The sequence below is a fragment of the Janthinobacterium rivuli genome (genome assembly GCF_009208735.1).
In the GTDB taxonomy this organism is placed as follows: Bacteria; Pseudomonadota; Gammaproteobacteria; order Burkholderiales; family Burkholderiaceae_D; genus Janthinobacterium.
This window is the reverse complement of the sequence record NZ_WFLJ01000001.1, coordinates 47,555-67,964: the sequence shown is the minus strand read 5'-3', so window position 1 is coordinate 67,964 and position 20,410 is coordinate 47,555. Positions and strand designations below refer to the sequence as shown.

Sequence of the window (20,410 nt, the reverse complement as noted above, 5' to 3'; positions counted from 1 at the left end):
TGGCGCAGGGAAAAGTCCTGCGCCAAATTCGTGTTTTGCCGCGCATCTTGAGTGCTAGAATGCAAGATTATCAATTGCCGGCCATGGCAAGGTTTGCCGAGGCCGGTTTCTTGCAGACGATGATAACCCGCAAACGCAGCAAAACCAGTCCGGCCAGCCAGCCTGCTGAAGCGTCCACCATCGGTTTTCCCGTGGTGGCCATCGGCGCTTCCGCTGGCGGACTCGACCCTATTGTCGCTTTTCTGACCCATGTGCCGCAGGAGAGCGGCATCGCCTATGTGGTGATCCAGCATCTGGATCCCACGCAAAAAGCCTTGTTGCCGGAACTGCTGCAGCGGGCTACCAGCATTCCCGTCACGGAAATCACGCACCAGGCGGTTTTGCAGCCCAACCATATCTATGTGATTCCGTCGAACGCCGACCTGGGCCTGTCGAAGGGACGTTTCCTGCTCAGCGAGCCGCTGCAACTGCGCGGACATCGCTTGCCCATCAATGCTTTCTTTGAAAGCCTGGCGGCCGAGCTGGGCGAACTGGCCGTGGGCGTGATCCTGTCCGGCATGGGCAGCGATGGCACGCGCGGCTTGCAGGCCATCAAGCAGGCGGGCGGCCTGACCCTGGCCCAGCATCCCGATACGGCCAAGTTCGACATGATGCCGCAAAGCGCCATCGCCGCCGACGCGGTGGACCTCGTCGATTTTCCCGACAAGATGCCGGAAAAGATCGTCAGTTACCTGTTTCGCAGCAGCTTCCTGGAGTTGCCGGGCAAGCAGGCGAGCGGACGCAATTCCTTGCAGGAAATTGTCGCCTTGCTGACCGAACATACGGGCAACAGCTTTTCCGACTACAAGATCAACACGGTGCTGCGCCGCATCGAGCGCCGCATGAGCTTGTACCAGATGACGTCGATGGAAGAGTACATTTCCTATCTGCGCAACAATCCCGCGGAAATCGACTTGCTGTTCAAGGAGTTGCTGATCGGCGTGACGAATTTTTTCCGCGACCCGAAAGTGTGGGAATACCTGAAGATGGTGGTCTTGCCGCAAATGCTGGCAGCCCACCCGGAAGGGCGTGCCTTCAAGGCCTGGATTCCTGCCTGTTCCACGGGCGAGGAAGCGTATTCGCTGGCCATGGTGTTCCATGAGGTGGTCGCCGGCAGCAACCCGCCGGCGAAGTACAGCCTGCAGATCTTTGCCACCGACCTGTCGGCCGACGCCATCGACCGCGCGCGCCAGGGGCGCTTTCCGCACAGTATCAGCAGCGACGTGTCGGCCGAGCGCCTGGAACGGTTTTTCTTGCAGGACAAGAACGATTACCTGGTCCGGAAAGAGATCCGTAACATGATCATCTTTGCCCAGCAAAACATCATTTCCGATCCGCCGTTTACCAAGCTCGATATCCTGTGCTGCCGCAACCTGTTGATTTACCTCAATGCCAAATTGCAGCAGCGTTTGATTCCCCTGTTTCATTACGCCCTGAACCGCGACGGCGTTTTGCTGTTGGGCAGCGCCGACACGCCAGGACATTTTTCCGAGCTGTTCGCGCCGCTGACGACGTCGAGCCGGATGTACCGCCGGCTCGATAACCTGGCGCGCCAGCGCTTGCTGACGTACTTTCCCACCAAGGTATCGTCGGCCACTCCTCCTACCCCCAGCGACACAAGAGAAGTCAGCATGCCCGGAAAAATCCAATCCCATGTCGAGCAATTATTGCTCCAAAAATACTCGCCTGCGGCCGTGCTGCTGAACCAGGATGGGGACATCCTGTACATCAATGGCCGCACGGGCGCCTTCCTGGAGCCGGCGGCAGGCAAGGCCAACTGGAACATCCACGCCATGGCGCGCGAAGGCTTGCGCTACGAGCTGGCGGGCCTGATCAAGCAGGCGCTGCAAAGCGACAGCCTGGTACGCCTGAAAGGCCTGGTGCTCAAGGATCACGCAGGGCAGGCGCAGGGCGTGGATTTGACGGCGGAAGCCTTGCTTCAGCCCGAAGCGTTGCGCGGCATGGTCTTCGTCACGTTTGCCAGCGTGCCGCTGGCGGCTACCGCGCGCCGGGGCCGCTCGCCGAATCCCAAGGTGCTGGAACTGGAGCAGCAGCTGATCCAGGCACGCAATGAAATCCAGGCCGTGCGCGATGAAATGCAGACCTCGCGCGAAGAACTCAAGTCGGCCAACGAGGAATTGCAGTCGACCAATGAAGAACTGCAATCGGCGAACGAGGAGTTGACCACCTCGAAGGAAGAGATGCAGTCGCTCAACGAAGAACTGTACACGGTCAATGCGGAGCTGCAGTCGAAGGTCGACGATTTGTCGCTGGTCAACAGCGACATGAAGAACCTGCTCAACAGCACCGACATCGCCACCATTTTCCTCGACAGCGAGCTGCGCATCCGCCGCTTCACGGCGCCGGCCACGCAAATCTATAAGCTGATCCAGACGGACTTGCGCCGTCCGCTCAGCGACATCGTCAACGATCTCGCCTACCCGAATCTGGAGGCGGATGCGCTGGAAGTGATCCGCAGCCTCGTGTTTTGCGAACGGCAGGTGCAGACCAAGAACGGGCGCTGGTACAACGTGCGGATCATGCCTTACCGCACGGTGGAAAATGTCATCGATGGCGTGGTGGTAACCTTTATTAACATTACCGAGTCCAAGGTACTGGAGGCCCAGCTGCGCCAGATCCAGTCCGGCGCCGTGGCAGACGGGAAAGCAGGAGAGAGCGCGTCATGAACGAACCATTCGACGACGGCAGCGCGCCGGCCAGGTTGCGAGAGCAGGCCGAACAATTGGCGGCGCAGCAGCGCCAGCCCGCAGCGCCGCCGCAGTCGAATGAAGACGTGATGCGTCAGCTGCATGAGCTGCAGGTCAGCCAGATCGAGCTGGAAATGCAGAGCGCGGCCCTGGCCGAGCTGGAGCAGCTGAAGAATGAATATGAAAACAGCCGCGACCGTTATGCGCAGCTGTATGAACAGGCGCCCGTCAGCTACTTTTCGCTGGCGCGCGAAGGCGTGATCACGCGCGTCAACGTGGCGGCCTGCGGCTTGTTGCAGCGCGACAGGAACCAGCTGCTGGGACGACGTTTCGAGCAATTCGTCGCACCCCAGGCGCAGGTCGGCTTCCGCCGCTTCCTCGACGCCGTCTTTGCCAGCGGCACGCGCCAGGTGCTTGAAGCGCAACTGTTCCAGGGCGACGCGGGCGGCATGGGCGGCATGGTGCGCATCGAGGCCAATTTCGACGCGGCCAGCGCCACGGCGCGCATGCTGGTGACGGACCTGGGCGACGAGCACGCGCGCGAATCGGCCTTGCGGCGCGCCTTCGTCATCCTCGACAGCATACGCGAAGGCGTGCTGGTGACGGACAGCGCCAACCGCATCATTTCCGTCAACCCCGCCTTCACCACGATCACCGGCTACCAGGCGGAGGAAGCCATCGGGCGCGACCCATCCTTCCTCGGCGGCGGCACGCATCTGCCGCATTTTTATGAAGCCATGTGGCGCAGCCTGCACCAGGATGGCAGCTGGTATGGCGAACTGGTGAACCGGCGCAAGAACGGCGAGCGCTTCGTCGAATCGCTGTCGATCACGCCCATGCGCAGCCCGGACGGCGCCATCAGCCATTTTGTCGGCGTGTTTTCCGATATCACCGAACGCAAGCTGGCCGAGGCGGACTTGCGCGAACTGCACCGCGAGCTGGACCAGCGGGTGGTCGACCGCACGGCCGAATTGCTGCGGGCCAACCAGCATCTGCAACTGGAAGTACACCAGCGCGAGCGGGCGCAGGAAGCCTTGCGCGATGCGGAGCGCTTCTTTCACGCCACCATCGATTCCTTGACGGACCGGGTGCTGGTGCTGGACCGGGCGGGCCGCGTCGTGCATGCCAACCAAGCTTGCCTGGCCTTCGTCGGGCAAACGCCACAGCCGCTGCAGTATCTGGAATTTTGCGAGTCGGACCCGCGCTGGCAGCGCAGCGCCGGCCGCGAATTGGCCGCCGGCATCCGCGCCGTCATTGCCGGCAATGCGGACACGTTTGCGCTCGAGTATGAATTTGCCACGCGCTCGGGCCCCCGCTGGTCGCAGGCCAGGATCAGCCGTTTCCTCGGCGAAGGGCCGCTGCGCGTGGTGGTGGCGCACACGGACATTACCGAACGCAAGCTGATGGATGGCGCGCTGCGCCAGTCGCATGCGCAGCTGCGCCAGCTGGCGCTGCACCTGGAAACGGCCAAGGAAGACGAGCGCAAGCGCATCTCGCGCGATATCCACGATGAGCTGGGACAAAACCTCTTGGCGCTGCGCATCGATATTTCCATGCTCAGCGCGCGCACGGAAGGCTCGCATCCGCGCCTGCACCGCCGGGTCGGCGCCGTGCTCAGCAACGTTGACACCACCATCAAGAGCGTGCGCGGCATCATGAACGAACTGCGTCCGATGGCGCTGGACCTGGGCTTGCAGGCCGCCATCGAGTGGCAGGTAGGCGACTTCCGCAAGCGCAGCGGCGTCGCTTGCCAGCTGCTGATACGCGACGAGGCGCTGTTTTCCACCGTCGGCAGCCAGGTCGAGATCGTGCTGTTCCGCATCGTGCAGGAGGCGCTCAGCAACGTCATGCGCCATGCCCAGGCCAGCCAGGTCGAGATCGAACTCAGTTCGGATGCCTGCGCCGTGTATGTGGCCATCAGCGACAACGGCATCGGCATCACGCCGCAGCAGCAGCGCAAGAAGCAGTGCTTCGGCCTGATCGGCATCGCCGAGCGGGTGACGGCGCTGGGCGGACAGTTCGAGGTGGGCGTGCCGGCCTCGGGCGCCGGTTGCCGGTTGCTGCTGCAGATTCCCTTGCAGGGGACGGGGCGGCCGGCCGCCTGATGCCGCAATCGATACAGTAATTGCAGCAGGATAATTTTTGCCGACTCATGCAGGCTGGACAGGCTATACTTTCGCCTGCTTTTTATGGAGGGGCATATCTTGTTCAAGACAATCGTATTACCAGTCGCCTTGTTGGGCGCGTTCGCCGGCGCACACGCCGACGAAGGGCAGTGGCAACCACACCAACTGCCACAGCTGAAAGCCGAACTGAAACGGGTCGGCATCGAGATTCCTGCGGAAAAACTGGCCGACCTGAGCAAGCACCCGATGAGCGCCATCGTGTCGCTGGGCGGCTGCTCGGCCGCTTTCGTCTCCGACGCCGGCCTGGTGGTGACGAACCACCATTGCGCGTATGGCGCCATCCAGCGCAATTCCACGCCGGAACACAATTACATCACCAACGGCTTCCTGGCCAAGACTCGCGCCAGCGAGCTGCCGGGCGGTCCGAACAGCCTGGTGTATGTGACGGACAAGGTGGAGAATGTCAGCGAGCGCGTATTGAAAGGCTTGACGGCCGACATGAGCGGCCGCGCGCGCCACGAAGCCGTGGAGAAGCGCGTCAAGGACTTGATCGCCGAATGCGAAACGGACAAGATGTACCGCTGCTCCGTGCCCGCCTTCCACCGCGGCCTCGAGTACTACCGCATCCGTCAGATGATGATACGCGACGTGCGCCTCGTGTACGCGCCATCGGACAAGATCGGCAACTTCGGCGGCGATATCGACAACTATGAATGGCCGCGCCACACGGGCGACTATTCGTTCCTGCGCGCCTACGTGGGCAAGGATGGCCGTCCGGCCGACCCGTCGCCCGACAACGTGCCATACCAATCGAAGGACTTTCTGGTCGTCTCGGCCGAAGGCTTGAAGGCCGGTGACGGCATCTTGCTGGCGGGCTATCCCGGCCGCACCAGCCGCTACAAGCTGCCGGCGGAAATCCGCTTCGCGCGCGATACGGCCTTCCCCCTGAAAGTGTCGGAACTGCAAGCGGACCTGGCCGTGATGGCCGACGCGACGCAGGGTGACGCGGCGGCCGCCGTGCGCTATGCGAGCGTGGTCAAAAGCATCAACAACGTGCTGAAGAAAACCCAGGGCTTGCTCGACGGTTTTGCCCGCAAGGACATCGCCGCCATCAAGGACGTGCAGGACGCCGAATTCCGCGCCTGGTACGCCAGGCAGCCGAACGTGTCGCCGACCCTGCTGGCCGAACTGGACGCGGCGATCGCCAGCGACATGGCCTTGAGCGAAGAAGAGTTCGCCTGGAGCGTGGCCACCAACAGCGACTTGCTGAAGAGCGCGCGCACCGTCTACCGTTTGTCGCTGGAGCGCCAGAAAGCGGACGCCGAGCGCGAATCGGGCTTCCAGCAGCGCGACCTGGCTTTCATCAAGGCCCGCCTGGCGCGCCTGGAACAGTCGTATGTCAACAAGGTCGATCAGGCGCGTTTCGAAGCGGGCTTGAAGCGTTATGCGCAACTGGCGGCGAAGAGCCATCCGCAAGGCCTGGACGCGCTGCTGCCGGCGCCAGCGGCCGTGGCGGCCCTGTACCAGCAGACGCAACTGGCTGACACTGCCAAGCGCCTGGCCTGGCTGGAAAAGGACCAGGCCGCTGTTGCCCAGTCCGACGACGCCTTCATGCAACTGGCCGTCAAGCTGCAGCCGGTGGAGCTTGCGCTGGAAGAGCGCCGCAAGGAAGTCGACGGCAACCTGGAACGCGTGATTCCGCAATACATGCAAGCGGTGATTGCCTGGAAAAAGTCGCAAGGCAAGCCGGTGTATCCTGACGCCAACTCGACCCTGCGCGTCACCTACGGCACGGTAGCGCCGTACTCGCCGCGCGATGGGCTGACCAAGGGACCGTTCACGACCGTGGAAGGCATCGTCGAGAAAGTCACGGGCAAGGCGCCGTTCGAAGCGCCGCAAGGCTTGATCGACGCCGTCAAGCAAAAACGCTACGGCCAGTTCCGCGACCCGGCGCTGGGCACGGTTCCCGTCAACTTCCTCACCAGCGCGGACACCACGGGCGGCAATTCCGGCTCGGCCGTGATGAACAAGCGCGGCGAGCTGATCGGCCTGAACTTCGATTCGACGTATGAATCGATCACCAAGGACTGGTACTTCGACACGGCCATCACGCGCGCCATCCACCTCGACATCCGCTACATGCTGTGGGTGATGAAGGAAGTGGACCATGCGGATAACTTGCTGCAGGAAATGACGATCAAGTATCCGAAGCCAGTAAAAGCCGCAAAGAAGTAAGCCGCTTGCACTAGCGCAAAGCCGCATCCGCCGCAGGGCCGATGCGGCTTTTTTGCGTATGAGCAACTAGTTTGTGTTCCATCAATATGCCGGCGTTCCCCATGGTTAGCATGGGCCAGGGAAACAAGTCAGAAGGAGGCAATATGGATGATGGCAAGCTGGCAGCCGACCTGACGCGCCTTTTCGCAGCGGGCAGCCGAGTCCAGGAGAACCGCTTGCTGCGCATGGATTTTCCGCACGACGATGGTCCGCCCGATACCGCGCTGCTGGTCAACAGCTTGCGGGCGCACGAAGCTATGTCACGCGACTTTCGCTTCGACGTCGAATTGCTGTCCGATAATCCCCACCTGCCCCTGACGGCGATGATGGGACGCATGGTCACGATTTCGATGGTGCGCGATGATGGCAGCTTGCGCCATTTTAATGGTTATGTCGGCGAATTTCGCCTATTGCGCAGCGATGGCGGTTTCGCGTTCTACCAGATGGTGCTGCAACCCTGGCTGGCGTTTTCCAGGCTGCGCATGGACAACGTCTCGTTCCATGGACGCACGGTCATCGACATCAGCGAAACGACCTTCGCGCATTATGTGCAGCGCGACTGGCAAAACCGCCTGCATGAGGAAAAAGCGATATTAACTTGTGCCAACCAGCACAATGAAACCGATTACAACCATCTGCACCGGCGCTGGGAAGAGCAGGGCATCCATTACTGGTATGAACATCGCGCCGACGGTCACACGCTCTGCCTGGGCGACAATACCTGGCTGACCGACAGCATCGACTCAAGCGATGGCCATGCCGGCGAAGCCGACGCGATGGCGTTTCGCAGCGGCGCCGGTTCGCTGGAGTCCGACGGCATACGCGATTGGCAGGCCATACGCAAGATCGCTTCAGGCTCGCTGACGCTGGCCAGCTTCAATTACAAGCAGCCCCATGTCAGCCGTGCCAGCGGCCATGCGTTGCACCCGCAGGGCGACGTGTTTGCCCATGAACTGTATCAGGACACCGGCTATGGCTATGCCGACATGGGCGACGGCGAAGCGCTGGCGCAACGCCGCCTGGAAGAGCATCACTGCCAGGCGCAATACTTCGAGGCCGGCGGCAATCACCGCGGCGCCCAGGCCGGGCGCAGTTTCACGCTGGGCGGCCACTTCAGCGGCGAGCAATCCATGCCGGCCAGAGGCGAAGCGGCGCGCCCGGATATCGGCTCGCGCGAATACCTGATCCTGTCGGTCGAGCATGTCGCCACCAACAATTACCAGGCAGGGACGGGCGCGAAGTCGCATTATGAAAACCGTTTCAGCTGCATCCGCAAGAGCATCCGCTGGTATCCGGGGCGGCAGTTCAACAGCACGCCTTGCAAGTTGCCTGGCGTGCAGACCGCGATTGTCACCGGGCCGGCAGGCGAAACCATCCATACCGACGCGCTGGGCCGGGTGAAGGTGCAATTCCATTGGGACCGGCTGGGCAAGTTCGACGCGGGCAGTTCGCCATGGATCAGGGTCATGACGCCATGGGCGGGCCAGGCGTTCGGCCAGATCGCGTTGCCGCGCATCGGCCAGGAGGTGCTGATCCAGTTTCTCGACGGAAATATCGACCGTCCCGTCATTGTCGGCGCGGTATACAACGGCAATCATGCGCCGCCGTGGAATTTGCCGGGGCAATGCATGCTGGGCGGCTGGCGCACCGCGGAACTGATGCCTGGCGGCGGCTACGGCGTGCGCGGCAACCAGCTGGTGCTCGACGACACGCACCGGCGCATCCAGGCGCAACTGAAAAGCGATCATCAGCACAGCCAATTGTCGCTTGGCTGCATCAGCCGCATCGAAGACACCAGCGGGCGCAAGGATGCGCGCGGCGAGGGGTGGGAACTGGCGTCGGACGCCTGGGGCGTGGCGCGCGCCGGCCGCGGCATGTTGCTGACCACCGAAGCGCGCCCTGGCGCCGCCTCGCATATCAAGAGCATGGATGAAACGGTGCGCCGGTTGGCCGAGGCGGCCGAGCGGCACAAGGCGCTCGCCGCCCTGGCGCAGCATCACGGCGCGCAGGAAAGCGCCGCGCAGCAGGCTGCCACCGCCGAGGTGCTGACAGCCCAGCACGCCGCCATCCTAGGCGCCGCTGACGGCGGCGCAGACGTCTTTCCGGAGTTATCCAAGCCGCATCTGGTGCTGGCCAGTCCGGCCGGTATCGAAACGACGAGCGCGCAATCGACGCACATCGCCAGCGCCGAGCACACCGCGCTGACGACCGGGCGCGACCTGTCGCTGGCGGCAGGTGGCGGCCTGTTTGCCAGCATCGGCGCTGCGCTGCGCCTGTTCGTGCACAAGGCCGGCATGAAACTGATCGCCGCCTCCGGCAGGGTGCAGATCGCGGCGCAAACCGATGCGGTCGAAATCGTCGCCAACAAGGTGCTGGAGCTGATCAGCCAGGCCGACTGGGTGAATATTCGCGGCCGCAAAGGCGTGCGCCTGCATGGCGCCGACTGCATGCTCGAAATTGGCGACAAGGTGCAGTTTTTCACGCCGTCGCCGACGCTGTTTCATGGAAACCTGGAAACGCTGGCGCCCAAGAACCGGCCGCAGCCGGAGATGGAACCGCCCATTGCGCCGGTAGCGGGGCAATTGCAGCATACGATACAGGCCCATGCGGATGGCGGTCACTACGCGCAGGTGCCGTACACGCTGTACAAGGGGGATGCGGAAGTCGAACGCGGCTTGACCGATGAATTCGGCCGCATCCTGATCGCGCACGAGGATGGCACGCCGCGCTACCGTGTCGTCCTGGGCAATGGCGAAGAGTTTGCCTTGCAGGCCAGCGCGTGCTTCGATGCCGGCGCAGCGGCGGATGGCGAACAGACGCTGTCGAACCGCGGTGTGCGCGCGTTCGACGACACCGCCGATGGCCGCTGGATGCAATGATTCACGACACTGACGGGAGAGCGCCATGCCGGAACCGACCAGCCGAATCGAAACCACGCACATCGACGAGGTCGGCCGCAGCGCGACCAGTTCGCTCCAGTGGCTGCTGGAAAACCGCAACCTGAAAGGCAAGGCCAGCCACCCGATTACGCATAACAACAAGCTGACGCTGTTCATTTGCGGACAGGAAGGGTTCGCCAACATCGCCGGCGAGATCGCCAGGGCTGAAAAGTCCATCGACCTGTGCTGCTGGGGTTTCGATCCGGGCATGGAACTGGTGCGCGGCAACAGCGCCACCTGGCCGCGCGGCGACACGTTTGGCGACTTGCTGATCGCCGCCGCACGGCGTCACGTCAGGGTGCGCCTGCTGATCTGGCATGACCGGATCGGTTCACCGATAGCGCGCACCATGCCGGGCCATACACACGGCACCTCGCCATGGAAAATCGGTGGACAGCGCTTTGATGACATCAGCGCCAAAGCCAGCCTGGCGATGTTGCACGATGCTGTCAAAAGAAAGAAACCTATTTTAGGCAACGGTTATTGGGGCGAGTACGTCCGGCCCGAGGATATTCCGAAAATGGCGCGTGAGGAATATTGTCACAGCTGGTATGCGGCCGCGTTCAAGGGCCTGTTTGGCGGTCTGGAGATACGCTTGCGGCACGGCGACAGCGCGGCAATCAGCAAGAGTATCGCGACCGAAATCAACCGGCCGCACGGCCTGACGATGGGGGAAATCGAAAAGCCCGGCATGCAATACCTGGGCACGCATCACCAGAAACCGGTCCTGATCGATTTCGACCACGAAGAAGGGGCCAAGGCCGTCGGTTACGTGATGGGCCTGAACTCGGTGACCGATTATTGGGACACGACGGCCCATCTGCTCGACGATACGCGGCGCGAACAGGGCGGCGTCAACGAGCGGTGCGAGTGTTTGCAAGGCATGGCCGCGGATGGCGGATACGCCACGCTGAAACCGTATCAGGATTACGCCTGCCGCATCGACGGCGGCAAGGCGCTCATCGCGCTCTATAACAATTTCGTGAAGGCCTGGGACCGCGCGGCCGGCGATCGCACGCATGCAGCGTCCACTGCCAGCGTGAGCCGCGAGTTGCCCCATGGCAGCCCACCGGCGCGGCTGTTGCGCAAGGCCGAACCGGGCGACTCCACCGTGCAGATCGTCCTGACGCAGCCCGAGGAACAAGACAAGAGCATCAAGGAAACCTATTTTCGCGCCGTGACCCAGGCCAGCCTGGCGGCCGGCTACCTGTACGTGGAAAACCAGTATTTCCAGTATGAAGAATGGGCCCGCCATTTGCTGGCCGAGCGCAAGAGGGTGGTCGCCGCCTGGAAGGCCGGCAGTGTCAAGGCCGGCAAGACCATGCGTGATATGCCGGTCATGCACGTATTCATCGTCATCCCCGTGCCCGAGCGCGCGCAGATGGTGGCGCACCCACGACACGCTGGCGGCGCTGGGACAGCACGCTGGCATGACGGGGCAAAACGAGATGATCGACGACTACAACAAGGCGCCGACAACCCGGCTTGTCAGGGCGGGATTCGGCATTACCGCTGAGGCGGCAGTCCAGTTGCCCGACGTGGTGCGGCATTCCAACGGCATCAACAAACCCGGCGTGATGACGCTCGAGAGCGAATTCGGGCTGAAGGTCTCGGTAGCCATGCTCAATGTCAGCGCGTTCGACAACGACCGCTGGCGCTACCGTGAAATCTACATCCATTCCAAACTGATGCTGGTCGACGACGTGTTCATGACCTTGGGCAGCGCCAACCTGAACCAGCGCAGCATGGCCGTCGACAGCGAAATCAATATCGCCACCGTCGACCACCGCGTGGCCCGCGATTTGCGCAAGCGGGTGTGGCGCATGCATAGCGGCGGGCTGGTCGATGGAGGGGGCGGGACGAAGGCGGAGATTGTGGGTGCTTATAGGGCATGGGTGAAATTAATGAATGAGAATCGCGAAAAAAAGTTTTCTTTTTCTGGAAATTCTACAGATAAAAAAATGACTGGTTTTTTGCTGCCATTGGAAGATAAACGCAGCTCGACGATACGTTTGGGTTGAGCATGAAAAAGTATAAAAATTTCCCCCTTTTCCTGCCATTTTTTATCTTGGCAGTTTTCCTATGTATTCCTTTATTCGCCTGCAAAATGCCTAACGACAAAGAAGAAATCTTGCCGCGCAACCAAAGCCTGCCCCTCTTCAATCCGCATGTTGCGGATTTTATCTGTGAAACCGAGGCAAGCAAGGTGCCTCCGATCGATGCGCAAGCCGAGGACTGGTTTCTCGCAGCACGCGCCCTGGAAGATCCTGAAATTTTTGTGGAAGACCGCGATTACAAAAAAATCGTCGATCTGACGCGTCTAGCGGCCGAGCGATTGCACTGGAAGGCGATGCTCAATCTGGCCAGCCTGTATGTGGAAGGGCGCGATCCCTCACATGGTAATGAAGATGCGGTGCAACTGGTGGAAAAGGCGATGCGGCTGGGCATACCGGCGGCGTATGACCGGATGGGGACGTATTATGCGAACGGTACGGGTGTGGCAGGCGATATCACCCGGGCTTTTGCTTTCTGGCAAAAGGCGGCACAGATGGGAAATCCGCAAGCGATGGCATTTTTGGGGGTTAAATTAAAAGTGGGGCCACGTAGTGAGGGAGCGGGCTATTGGTCGAATATTCCGGTAGCGACAAAAATGCTGGAGTGTGCTTTTGGCCAAGGAAATGGCCTGGCAGCCTATCAATTGCATTTTCTGTATTTATCTCCGCGTGCTGCAACTGGAGAAATAATTGGACCGCGTAACGCTGAAACAAAAAATCGTGCATTAAAGGTGTTGCATGAAGGTGTCAAGTTTGGTTGTGAGGATTGTGCGAATGCGCTGGCAATTGAATTTGGTTCTCCTTTTGATCTTGCCGATATGTTGGCGCCCTATGTGGACAAAGCGCGCGGCGAACGTTATGCGGTACTGAGTCTAGAATTAGGATTCAATCCCAATGCCCGCTTCCCCAATCTGGACAAGGTGTTACCACTTCCTCCAGCCGATCTGCCTCCCTGGAATGGCGACAGGGATACCTTGCTGCATGCCGCCAAGGGCGTGCGTCCGCCGCCCGCCATCCCACAGCCAAGCGCCGCCTCGTTGTTGCAAGAACCATATTTCCTGGCCGCCGACTATGCGCTGCGGCCAACTGGCTTGCACAGCGACGCGGCGACCGCGCCATTTTCCGCATACTGGCAACCCGCCCAAGGGCAGGGCTTGACGGAACCGGCCCGGCTGCTGCGCAAAGGCGAAGAGTTCCGCCATTTCAGCGTGCTCGATGCCGCCGGCAAGAGGCGTTATGGCGGCGTGACGTGGGAACAGTGCCTGACGATACGGCATAACCATGGGGCCGTGGAACCGCGCGCCGCGCGCGGCTTGCTGCGCGAGGTGGCGCGGCCCGAGCCATTGTTGAGCTGCACTTGCGCACAAGCCTGTCCGGTCAGCGGCGTCTGGCAACCGTGGGTGGCGCCCGACCATCCGCTGCAGGCGAACGTCAACCAATACTGGCGCCAGGCCTGGCTGACCCAAGGCGCGCCGTTCCCGCAACCGCGCCGCGACTGGCTGCTCGATTTGCCTGACGACGAGGTGACGTGGCATTGGATGGATATGTCCCTTCCTGAAATCGGATAGGGCGGCGCACCAGGCGCGGCCCTTCCAGCAGCACAAAGCTGATGGAAAATTGATCGTCATGTAGTGCATCCAGGCCAATCGGGCATACACTATGCATGGGATCCATGGACTTCACGCCTCTAAAAAAGTGATGGAAATGAAAGTTGTCAGGCTGTTTGCCATTCTCGCTACCTTGCTGGTGCTGGCGGGCCAGGCGCTCGGCGAACCGCTCAGGATTGCGACCATACTCGGTGCGCCATGGGGATTCATCGGCAGCGACGGCCAGCCCACGGGCATGATGTACGAAATCGGCAACCGCATCGCGGAAGTCGCCGGCTTGCGCTACACCAACTCCCTTGTCCCTTATCCCAGAACCGCCGCCGATATTGAAAACGGGATCGCCGACGTGACCATACGCTTCGGCAACGATCAGATGACGCGCGGTGCCGTGCCGGTGGACGTGGTCGTGTCAATGCCTATCATCGTCGTGGGCCCATCCGGCAAGAATTACAGCAAGCTGAGCGAATTGCACGGCAAGACCGTCGGCGTGGTACGCACCAGCAAATATGTGGAGCAATTCGACACCGACAATGCGATCCAGAAGTATCCCGTCAATGATTACGTCACCATGGCAAAAATGTTGGCCAAGCGACGACTGGACGCGGGGATAGGCTCCAGCCTGGGCCTGTTTTACGGCGCGTACATGGCCGGCGTGAAACCGGAAGAGATTGGCGTGCCGCTTGTGCTGGGCAGTAACGATTTCATTTTGTTTGTTTCCAAGAAAACAGCACAGCCGGAAACGACGCGGGCACTCAAAGAGGCGCTCAAGAAACTCTCGGCCAGCGGCGAGATCAGGCAGATCATGAGCAAGTACAGCAAGTCGTTCAGCGTCAGCCTGCCAGCGAGATAAGGCGTCCCTGGCGCCCGTGCGCACACGTTACGCATGCTGCCGCGCTGGACGCGCCACGTATAATTGCCTTTACCATTCCCCCCTTTTTTTTGACCGGACAACCGATGCCCCCGACTCCCGCTCCACCACTTGATTGGCAAACGTTTGAAACGGCCTACGACGTCGAAGCAACCTTGTTCAAGCTGGCCAGCGCATCGCTGGCGGTGCTGGGCGCGTCCGCCTTCAAGGATCAGGCATTCTCCGCCTTTGCCTTCAACGCCGTTTCGTTTCCCTCCCTTTCGTTGAGCCTTGACACCGATCCCGCCAACCGGGAGCGCGATGACTATCCTCCGGACTGGTCGAACGAGTGCATCGAAGTCGACGTGCCGGAAATCGGTCAGCTGTGGGAGGAGGGCTACGCCAGGATCGAAGGCGCGCTGAGTGAGCTGATCGATGCCGCCGATGACGAGCTGCTCGACGCCGTCGAGGCAGGCTATCTGCACAGCCTGAGGAAAACCATGGTGCGGCTGGAAACGTCCCATGCTTTCGAGCAGATCAGGACGTGCGCGCGTTTCTGGACCGTGGTCACGCAAGTCGATGCCGATACGGAAGAAGAGGAGCGGCTGCTCGAGCAGGTGCGCCAGGGCCTGCCGGCGTGACCGTCCGCCGTCCTTGCCGGCCGCCGGCTATGTCAGGGCTTGCCAGCGCCTGACTTCCCCGTCCGTCAGCACGGGTCCCCAGCCGCCGGGCAGCGCCGCATCGTGCTGCACATAGTGCTCAAGCGGCGGCACCGCCACGCCATGCCGGGCACAGATGGCCAGGACGGCTTCCAGCTGCCGCCCGCTTGCCGCAAGGTCGTCGCCATGCCAGGTGCAGGCGCTCGTTTCCAGCACATGCTGTACTAGTTGCTCCAGTTCGCCAAGCAGTTGCTGCGGTATGGCCATGCGCAGGTCGTCCGGCCAGGGATCGCCCATGCCCGTGACAGCCAGGGATGCAAAGCCGCGTTCCCAAGCCGCAAAATCCCCGGGCGCGACCTGCGCCACTTTCCACACGTGGCCGGCGAACGCGTCCAGCGCCGGATGCTGAAGGACATGCTGCTGGCAGAAGCGTTGCAGGCACGTGACCGCGATGCACTGCCTGGCGATCACGGAGAGCGTGTCCATCGATATATTGTCCATGAATCATCCGTTCCTGAAGGTGGCGCCTGCCGAAAACCAGTTCAATGTGGCCGTATTGCGGTTGTCCCGCCTGGCAAGGCAGCCTGCCGCAATGTCTCCGCCGGCAACTGGAAAAAGCGCGGCACCATGGCGGGCGACAGGTCATCGCCACCGTCCGTCATGGCCAGGCGGCCGCTCAGCAGCAGCATCACGTAGCCGTGGCCCAGCGACCAGCCGGCGCTGGCGGCGGCCTTGTCCCAGCGCGCATCGAGGCCCGCTTCGCGCACGGCCGCGCCGGCCGTTTGCAGCACGTACTGGAAGCATGCCTGCGCCGCTTCCTGCAGGGCGGGGAACTGGCGCACGTCCTGGTGTTCGAACATCAGCCGGTAGTGGGCCGGCGCGGCCAGGGCGAATTCGATGTATTGCTGGCCCAGCAGCTGAAAACGCTGTTCGGCGGGCAGGCTGCCCGGCGGCGGCAGTTCCGTTTCCCATTTGGCGATCAGGCTGGCGAAACCGGCCGCCGCCACGTCGGCCAGCAAGGCTTCCTTGCTGGGGAAGTGGCGGTACACGGCGGCGATCGACACGCCCACCGTGCGCGCCAGTTCGCGCAGCGAGAGGGCGGCGTCGCTTTGCTGCGCCAGTTGCGCGATGGCGGCGGCGACCAGGGTGTCGCGCAAGTTGCCGTGATGATAGGTACTCGTTGTCGTCATTCTATGTTATCGCTGTTCACATTGTCGTGTATGATGGCCATGTTATCACTGAACACATGGAGATCGCATGCAAGAGATGAACAACGTGGTACGCGCCGTGGCCTTGCCGCCGGGCGCCAGCATCGCCCCCCTGTACCCGGGCAGCAACCTGGCCGATGCGTATGCCGTCGACTTGCCCACCGCGCAGGCGCGCCAGATGGACATGCACAGCCTGGCGCGCGTGCTGCTGGGCAGCCAGCCGGGCTGGGCGCGCAAGCTGATGGTGCTGCGCGACGCCATCGTGGCGCGCTTCGGCATCCAGACGGCCAGGCAGATGGAAGCCAAACCAGGCAAACGCATCGGCATCTTCCGCATCTATGCCGTCAGCGACGACGAGATCATCGTGGGCGAGGATGACAGCCACCTCGATTTCCGCCTGTCGGTGCTGCGCAACCGCGATGCGGGGCCCCATGGCAGCATCACCATGTCCAGCGTCGTGCATTGCCATAACTGGGTGGGGCGCGCCTATATCCTGCTGATCCGGCCCTTCCACAAGCTGATCGTGCGACGTTCACTGGCGCGCGCCGTCAAGGGGGGCTTGGCCTGAGCGGGCAATCTTGCTTATTCATGGCTGGTATTGCATACTGCACCACCAGCCTCATCACGATTCCCATGAACGATACGCTTCTCCTGCTGGGTTTTGCCACCACGCCGCTTGAACTGATTTCCTTTGTCCTGGCACTGACAACCGTTGCGCTGAACATCCGCCAGAATCACTGGGCGTGGCTGTTCGCCATCATTTCCTCGGCCGCCTACGGTTTCGTGTTTTTCGAATCGCGCCTGTATGGCGACATGGCCTTGCAACTGCTGTTCATCAGCGTCTCGTTCTGGGGCTGGTATCAGTGGCTGCATCCGGCCAGCGGCGGCAAGACCCTGCCCGTCACGCGCCTCGATGGCCGCGGCTGGCTGGCCTGCGCCGCTGGCTGGCTGGTGGGTTTCCTGCTGATCGCCTGGCTGCTGACGACGACGGACACGGACGTGCCGCATGCGGACGGTTTCCTCACGGCCGGCAGCCTGGTGGGCCAGTTCCTGCTGTCGCGCAAGAAGCTGGAAAACTGGATCGCCTGGATCGTCGTCGACGTGCTGTACGTGTGGCTGTATGTGCACAAGGGCCTGACCCTGACGGCCGTGCTGTACGCCTTCTTCGTCGTGATGGCCGTCATCGGCTTGCTGGCGTGGAAGAAGTCGGCACCGGCCGCGCCGAGCGCCATGGTCCTCAAGTGATGAAGCGTTGCGTGCGCGTGGCGATCCTGGGTGCGGAATCGTCGGGCAAGTCGACCCTGGCGGCGGCCCTGGCCGAGCGCCATGGCAGCGTGTGGGTGCCCGAATACTTGCGTGAATTCGTCGAGACGCAGGGCAGGGTGCCCGTCGCGGCCGACCAGTATGGTATTGCGCGTATGCAAGTTGAACGCGAAGCGGCGGCCGTCGCGCAAGCACGGAACTATCTGTTTTGCGATACGACGCCGTTGATGACGCTGGTCTACAGCCGCCATTATTTCGCCGGCGCCGATGCGCCGCTGGCGGCGCTGGCCGATGCCACGCGTTACGATGTGACCCTGGTGACGGCGCCCGACAGCCCGTGGGTGGCCGACGGCTTGCAGCGCGAGTCGGAAGCCGTGCGCCAGCTGATCTACCGCTATCTGCTCGACGAGCTCGACGCGCGCGGCATCGCCTACCACGTGCTGCACGACAGCCTCGAGGCGCGCCTGGAACAGGCGGCGCCTTTGCTGCGGCAGGCGCTTGCTATGGCGCCTGCCATTTCCCTCAATTAAAAGTCGAACTGCGCCGACACCTTGAAGGTCCGGCTGGCGCCCGGATACAGATAGCCGTCCGATTCCGGCGTCACGTCGCGCCAGTAGAACTTGTCGGCCACGTTGTTGATGCTGGCGCGCAGTACGGCGCGCGTGCCGGCGATGCGCGTGGCCCAGGCGGCGCCCAGGTTGAAGACGTGGTACGACGGCACGAAGGTCGTGTTGTTGTACTCAAACGCTTTCTTGCCCGCATATTCCCAGCTGCCATTCACGCTTAAGCCCGCCACCTGTTGCACGGCGTAGTCCGCATGCACGGCCGCCTTGAAGGCGGGCACGTTGGGCACGCGCTTGCCGTCGAGGTCGGCATTGCCCGTGCCCGACTGCTGGCTGTTCAAGGCCGTCACGGACGCGCCCAGGCTCAGGTTGGACGATGCCTTGCCCTGGGCTGACAATTCCAGGCCACGGTGCTGGGCCTGGCCTTCGCGCACGAAGTTATAGGCGGTGCTGTCGACGTACTGGTTGAATTCCAGGCCCTTGCGGATCTGGAACAGGCTGGCCGCCAGCATGAAATCCGGCGTCACGTCCATCTTCGCGCCCAGTTCGATCTGCTTGGAGCGGCTGGGCGTCAATTCCACGTTGGCATTGAGCGCCTTGCGGTCGGCCGTGCCGCCATGTTCCATGCCCTGCGAATAGGCCGCATACACGGAGACATTGTCGAGCGGGGTGTAGACGAGCGACACGTTGGGCAGCAGGAAGTTGTGCTTGGCGCGGATTTCCGTGTCGGCCTTCAGTACATACTGATAGCCATCGACGTTGATATGACGCAAGCCGCCATGCAGCTTCCAGTTCGGCGTCAGGCTGACGATATCCTGCACGAAGACGGCGTTTTCCGTATCCTTGCGCACCAGGCGCACGGGGCCCGTGACGCCGGGCGAAGTGCCGACGATCTGCGGCTGGTAGATGTTGCTCACGCCCACCCAGTCGTACACGTACAGGCCGGCGCGGTCCTTGCGGCGGAAGGTCGAGACGCCGGCCGTGAATTCATGGCGCAGGGCGCCGGTGGCGAACTTGCCCTGGATCATGGCTTGCGCGCTCAGCGGCTTTTTCGTCTCGCCCAGGCTACGGTAGTCGTATACGTCGTAGTCGCCATTGCCGCAGAAGCCGGGGTACAGGTCCTGTCCGCTGCAGCCATACGGGAAGGCAGTGTAGTCGTCGCGCTTGAACGAGTGCTGGTTGGCCGACAGGGTGGCGTGCCAGTCGTCATTGAAGGCGTACTGGAAGCGCAGGCCGAGATTGCTGGTGGCGGTTTCCACGGGGCGCGTCCAGGGCTGCAGGTTGAGCATGGCGTCGGCGCTGATGCCGGTCGGCAAGGTTTTATTGTTCAGCAGCTGAAAGCCGGGCGCCGTCGCCTGCGCCTTGTCCTGGTAATCGGCATCGATTTGCAGCAGGGCCTGCGGCGAAATCTGCCAGTCGAAGGCGCCGGAAATGAATTTACGGTTGCCGTCCGCGCCCTTGATGTAGGAGCGCAGGCGTTCGGCCGCCACGTTGACCCGGTAGCCGAAGCGCGTGTCTTCCAGGCGGCCGCCCAGGTCGACGGCGCCGTACAGCGTGCCCCGTTCGCGCGTTTCCACGGTGACCGTGCGCAGCGGGGTGTCCGTGGGGCGCTTGACGATGAAGTCGATCACGCCGCCGGGCGCGGCCACGCCTGCCTGCAAGCCTGCCAGGCCCTTCAGCACTTCGATGCGTTCCTTGTTTTCCAGCGGGATTTGCGTGTCGCCAGGAATGGCCACGCCATCCTTGCGGTAGCTGGAATTGTTGTCGAGCTTGAAGCCGCGGATGGAAAACTGTTCCGCATAGCCGACGGCGTTGTAGGCGTCGTTGATGCTGGTGTCGAGCTTGACGGCGTCGCTGAGGTTGCGGATCTGTAAATCCTGCATGTCTTTTTGCGAAATGACGGTGACGGACGCGGGCGTCTGCAGCAGCGGCGCGTCACTGAAGCCGCCGACGGAGGCGCGCTTGGCGGCCGGCGCCTTGCTGGCCGTGACGACGACTTCGGCCATGCTCTGGGCCTGCGGGTCGGATGCGTCGGAAGCCAGGGCGGGCGCGGCAAACGCGTGCAGGATGGCCAGGGTCAATACAGGACGGGAAAAATGCGCAGATAAATTCGGTGTGGACAT

The 20,410-nt window shown here is 62.2% G+C and carries 15 protein-coding genes; 12 read left to right on the top strand and 3 right to left on the bottom strand.

Features of this window, described 5'->3' with window-relative positions; genetic code table 11:
* Window positions 1-59 precede the first annotated feature (59 nt).
* The 9 genes from GCN78_RS00305 to GCN78_RS00270 all read left to right on the top strand — a co-directional run bounded on the left by GCN78_RS00305 (window position 60) and on the right by GCN78_RS00270 (window position 15,235).
* Window positions 60-2,726 carry a chemotaxis protein CheB gene (locus GCN78_RS00305; protein WP_226939393.1) on the top strand — a complete coding sequence of 889 codons (2,667 nt, stop codon included), beginning with the start codon at window positions 60-62 and terminating at the stop codon, window positions 2,724-2,726.
* Window positions 2,723-4,852, top strand: a complete 2,130-nt coding sequence (locus GCN78_RS00300) for a sensor histidine kinase (protein ID WP_226939392.1) — start codon at window positions 2,723-2,725, stop codon at window positions 4,850-4,852. The genes GCN78_RS00305 and GCN78_RS00300 overlap by 4 nt, the downstream gene beginning before the upstream one ends.
* Before the next feature lie 99 nt (window positions 4,853-4,951).
* A complete protein-coding gene (locus tag GCN78_RS00295) occupies window positions 4,952-7,108 on the top strand; it encodes a S46 family peptidase (RefSeq protein ID WP_413465168.1) in 2,157 nt (718 codons plus the stop codon).
* A gap of 143 nt (window positions 7,109-7,251) precedes the next feature.
* Window positions 7,252-10,026: a type VI secretion system Vgr family protein gene (locus GCN78_RS00290; protein ID WP_226939391.1), complete on the top strand. Its 2,775-nt coding sequence runs from the start codon at window positions 7,252-7,254 to the stop codon at window positions 10,024-10,026.
* A gap of 25 nt (window positions 10,027-10,051) precedes the next feature.
* Window positions 10,052-11,602, top strand: coding sequence for a phospholipase D-like domain-containing protein (locus GCN78_RS00285; RefSeq protein ID WP_226939390.1), 1,551 nt, complete (start codon window positions 10,052-10,054; stop codon window positions 11,600-11,602).
* Entirely contained in the window at window positions 11,535-12,107 is a 573-nt protein-coding gene (locus GCN78_RS29525) for a phospholipase D-like domain-containing protein (RefSeq protein ID WP_226939389.1), read from the top strand. The genes GCN78_RS00285 and GCN78_RS29525 overlap by 68 nt, the downstream gene beginning before the upstream one ends.
* Before the next feature lie 2 nt (window positions 12,108-12,109).
* The gene (locus GCN78_RS00280) at window positions 12,110-13,708 is read left to right on the top strand and encodes a tetratricopeptide repeat protein (protein ID WP_152249794.1); all 1,599 of its coding nucleotides are present in this window, start codon (window positions 12,110-12,112) and stop codon (window positions 13,706-13,708) included.
* A 91-nt stretch (window positions 13,709-13,799) separates the two neighbouring features.
* On the top strand, window positions 13,800-14,597 hold the full coding sequence (locus GCN78_RS00275; RefSeq protein WP_152249792.1) for a substrate-binding periplasmic protein: 798 nt from the start codon (window positions 13,800-13,802) through the stop codon (window positions 14,595-14,597).
* A gap of 104 nt (window positions 14,598-14,701) precedes the next feature.
* Window positions 14,702-15,235, top strand: a complete 534-nt coding sequence (locus GCN78_RS00270) for a DUF4303 domain-containing protein (protein WP_152249790.1) — start codon at window positions 14,702-14,704, stop codon at window positions 15,233-15,235.
* Between the two features lie 27 nt (window positions 15,236-15,262).
* Here the strand turns inward: GCN78_RS00270 and GCN78_RS00265 are convergent, their stop codons facing one another.
* Window positions 15,263-15,754: a hypothetical protein gene (locus GCN78_RS00265; RefSeq protein ID WP_152249788.1), complete on the bottom strand. Its 492-nt coding sequence runs from the start codon at window positions 15,752-15,754 to the stop codon at window positions 15,263-15,265.
* 41 nt (window positions 15,755-15,795) lie between these two features.
* On the bottom strand, window positions 15,796-16,443 hold the full coding sequence (locus tag GCN78_RS00260) for a TetR/AcrR family transcriptional regulator (RefSeq protein ID WP_152249786.1): 648 nt from the start codon (window positions 16,441-16,443) through the stop codon (window positions 15,796-15,798).
* 67 nt (window positions 16,444-16,510) lie between these two features.
* Between GCN78_RS00260 and GCN78_RS00255 the strand changes: the two genes are divergently transcribed.
* The 3 genes from GCN78_RS00255 (at window position 16,511) to GCN78_RS00245 (ending at window position 18,254) form a co-directional block, all read left to right on the top strand.
* Entirely contained in the window at window positions 16,511-17,029 is a 519-nt protein-coding gene (locus tag GCN78_RS00255) for a DUF2867 domain-containing protein (RefSeq protein ID WP_152249784.1), read from the top strand.
* A gap of 65 nt (window positions 17,030-17,094) precedes the next feature.
* A complete protein-coding gene (gene pnuC, locus GCN78_RS00250) occupies window positions 17,095-17,706 on the top strand; it encodes a nicotinamide riboside transporter PnuC (protein WP_152249782.1) in 612 nt (203 codons plus the stop codon).
* Window positions 17,706-18,254: an AAA family ATPase gene (locus GCN78_RS00245; protein ID WP_152250257.1), complete on the top strand. Its 549-nt coding sequence runs from the start codon at window positions 17,706-17,708 to the stop codon at window positions 18,252-18,254. The genes pnuC and GCN78_RS00245 overlap by 1 nt, the downstream gene beginning before the upstream one ends.
* Here GCN78_RS00245 and GCN78_RS00240 read toward each other — a convergent pair.
* A complete protein-coding gene (locus GCN78_RS00240; RefSeq protein ID WP_152249780.1) occupies window positions 18,251-20,410 on the bottom strand; it encodes a TonB-dependent siderophore receptor in 2,160 nt (719 codons plus the stop codon). The two genes, GCN78_RS00245 and GCN78_RS00240, sit on opposite strands and share 4 nt — an antisense overlap.